Origin of the sequence: Mesorhizobium sp. M4B.F.Ca.ET.089.01.1.1 (assembly GCF_004022605.1) — a bacterium.
GTDB lineage: Bacteria > Pseudomonadota > Alphaproteobacteria > Rhizobiales > Rhizobiaceae > Mesorhizobium > Mesorhizobium abyssinicae.
Map to the genome: position 1 here is coordinate 1 of NZ_RZOS01000583.1, position 3,016 is coordinate 3,016.

Sequence of the window (3,016 nt, forward strand, 5' to 3'; positions counted from 1 at the left end):
GATCTCCTTCAGAAGGCCCGCGATCTGGTCGATCTCGCCGCCACGGCCGTCCGGCCATGAGCGCCATTGCTTGCCGTAGACCGGGCCGAGGTCGCCGTTCTCGTCCGCCCATTCGTCCCAGATGGAGACGCCATTGTCCTTGAGGTATTTGATGTTGGTGTCACCGGCCAGGAACCAGAGCAGCTCGTGGATGATCGACTTCAGATGCAGCTTCTTGGTCGTCGTGACCGGGAAGCCGCGTGAGAGGTCGAAACGCATCTGGTAGCCGAACACCCCGCGGGTGCCGGTGCCGGTGCGGTCGCCGCGGTCGACGCCGTTCTCCAGCACATGCTTCAACAGGTCGAGATACTGGCGCATCGGCTTGGCCTCGATTCGGGAGTGCGGGCATTATAGCTGCCAGACAGCTGGCCGAACACATCAATACGGCACAAGCATTGCTTTGCCACCATTCTTTCCGGGCGGTTGCGCCGCCCCTCATTGCCCTGCCGGGCATTTCTCCCCGTATAGTGACGGGGAGAAAGAGGCTGGCCGCACACCGCTGCCCTTCTCGCAACGCCGGTGATTGGCGAAACCATCAATGACCGCGTCCCCTCTCCCCGTCACTATACGGGGAGAGGATGTCGGCAGGCAGGTGAGGGGCGGCACTGCCGCCCAGTGGGTGCAAATTCAAATCTGGAGCGACCGCCCTTGCGGCCTCTGCAAGCCGACGCCCGATCTCAGAGGGAGCCGAGCTTGCCCAGGTCCTTCGCCACAAGGTAGTAGAACGTCACCCGGCTCTTGGTGTTGTCGGCGGCCATCGCCTTGCAGACCTTCTCGATCGCACCATCGGCCTTCTTGGCGTCGGCGACGCCGAGCTTCTTGGCGGCCCAGTTCTCCCGGACGCGTTCCAGTTCCTTCGGGTCCGTGCAGGACACCAGCGAGGAATCGCGGTTCCTCAGCGCGATGCCCAGGTGCTTGACGATCTTCTCGACCGCGTCGGCGCTGGCGCCGGCGTCGTACTTCTTCACATCCGCGAGATAGTCGGCCATCAGAAAAATCCCCTCGTCGGCGCCACGGATCCTGTCGATGAGGCTTGTGGCGCTCTACGCAATCTGTGCGCTAGGTAGCAACTCCTCACCGGTGCAAAGCTTCGGTTGAGCGCGCCGGCAAGTCAACCCATTTTGAGATAGGGACAAAGTCCCATTCGGCCTTTCAATTTCCATGATCGGCCCCTATATTCGTTTCGTCGGCTTGACCGACTATGGCGATAAACAGGCGATGCAATAAGCCGTTCGGACCCGGGGGCGGTACCCGGCGCCTCCACCAAAAACCGCTCTTGTCGAAAGAGCGGCTTTTGCTGGGGGCGAAATAGGATCGACGAAGGTGTAAAGATCGTACTTTTGCCCGGCATTGTACCACCGTCATCGGGCTAAACTTATAGTTGCCAACGACAACTATGCGGAAGCTCGTCTCGCTGCGTAATGCAGTGCGAACGCTTCAAATCAAGCCCTAGAGGTTCGCACTTCTAGGCGGGGTTCGGAGGTACCTGGCAACAGAAACCTCCACTTCTCCCCTCTTCCATTTTTCTGCAGCGGCATTTTTTGCGCCTGGCACGGGGCTACGACCTGGTGCCGTTTGCTCGTTCCCATCGCGGAGCGATTGCGCTTCGTTGCCGATGCGGCCGATTTATGCAAAACATGAAAAAGGCCGGGCGAGCCCGGCCTTTTTGTTACGATTTCGAGCGTTGCTTACTCGGCCGGCGCTTCCACCGTCTCCCGCACGCGGCCGAGCGTGAGCTTGGCCAGGGAGAAGGAAATCACCGCGCAGAGCGTGATGCCGGCCACCATCGGCAAAGGCGTGCCGTCGAAGAACAGCCCAGCGACACCCATGGCCAGCGCACCGATGGCGAAATGCAGCGTGCCCATCAGCGCCGAGGCCGTGCCTGCGATCTCGCCATGCTCTTCCATGGCCAGCACCGAAGTGGTCGGGATGACCAGCCCGAGGAAGCCGTAGCCGACGAAGAGCAGCGCGGCCATCACGTCGAGCCGGTCGACGCCGGAGGCCATGATCGCCAACAGCGCCACCATCGTCGTCGCATAACCGGTCACCGCCACCCAGACGACGCGCTTCAGCCCGAAGCGGTCCGCCAGCATCCCGGTCAGCTGCGACATGCCGATGAAGGCAACCGCGTTGATCGAGAAGAACACGCTGTAGACCGAGGGCGACAGGCCGTAGTGGTCGATCAGAATGAAGGACGAACTCGACAGATAGACGAAGAAGCTGGCGATGCCGAAGCCGGCGATCGCTACCAGCCCGAGGAAGTTGCGGTCGCCCATCAGGTAGCGGTAGCCGGACAACGCCGTGCCGAAGGAGGAGCCGGCGCGCTCCTCGACAGAGCGCGTCTCCTTGAGCGACGTGGCGAGCAGGATGGTGGCGAGCGCCGCCGCACCCGTCACGGTCCAGAACACGGCGCGCCAGCCGAAGCTCTCGATGATCTGGCTGCCGGTCAACGGCGCGAGAATCGGCGACACCGAAAACACCAGCATCAGCAATGACATCAGCTTGGCCGCCTCGTTGCCGGTGTGCAGGTCGCGCACGATGGCGCGCGGAATTGCCATGCCGGCGCTGGCGCCGAGGCCCTGCAGGAAGCGGAAAGCGATCAGCCATTCGATGGTCGGCGCCATCGCCGAGCCGATGCCGCCGATCATGAACAGCGCGAGGCCGCCGTAGAGCGGCAGCTTGCGGCCGACCATGTCGGAGATCGGACCGACGAGGATCTGGCCGAACCCCATCGACAGGAAGAAGATCAGCAGGCTCATCTGCACCGCCGAGGTGCCGGCGTGCAGATCCTCGCCGATCGACGGCAGGGCAGGAAGATACATGTCGATGGCGAACGGGCCGATGGCGGACAACAGGCCGAGCACGACCGCGATGCGGAGGAATTTGGGACTCATGATAAGGCTTCTTTCGGATCTGGCTGCCACCGCGAAGGCGGCGTCTAACCCAGGACGTTCCATCCCGTGACATTCCGACATCC

3 protein-coding genes and 1 other RNA gene are annotated in these 3,016 nt (G+C 62.4%); 1 reads left to right on the forward strand and 3 read right to left on the reverse strand.

Annotation, left to right across the window (positions count from 1 at the left end):
• Together thyA and EN780_RS31045 are read right to left on the reverse strand one after the other, a co-directional pair.
• Window positions 1-357: thymidylate synthase (thyA, locus tag EN780_RS31035; protein WP_128276183.1), on the reverse strand; the 357-nt coding region annotated here is incomplete at its 3' end.
• Window positions 358-716: 359 nt separating this feature from the next.
• On the reverse strand, window positions 717-1,028 hold the full coding sequence (locus tag EN780_RS31045; protein ID WP_127283645.1) for a DUF2853 family protein: 312 nt from the start codon (window positions 1,026-1,028) through the stop codon (window positions 717-719).
• 157 nt (window positions 1,029-1,185) lie between these two features.
• Here EN780_RS31045 and ssrA point away from each other — a divergent pair.
• Window positions 1,186-1,546: a transfer-messenger RNA gene (gene ssrA, locus EN780_RS31050) on the forward strand.
• A 181-nt stretch (window positions 1,547-1,727) separates the two neighbouring features.
• Here ssrA and EN780_RS31055 read toward each other — a convergent pair.
• The gene (locus EN780_RS31055; protein WP_128276184.1) at window positions 1,728-2,933 is read right to left on the reverse strand and encodes a multidrug effflux MFS transporter; all 1,206 of its coding nucleotides are present in this window, start codon (window positions 2,931-2,933) and stop codon (window positions 1,728-1,730) included.
• Window positions 2,934-3,016: the final 83 nt, after the last annotated feature.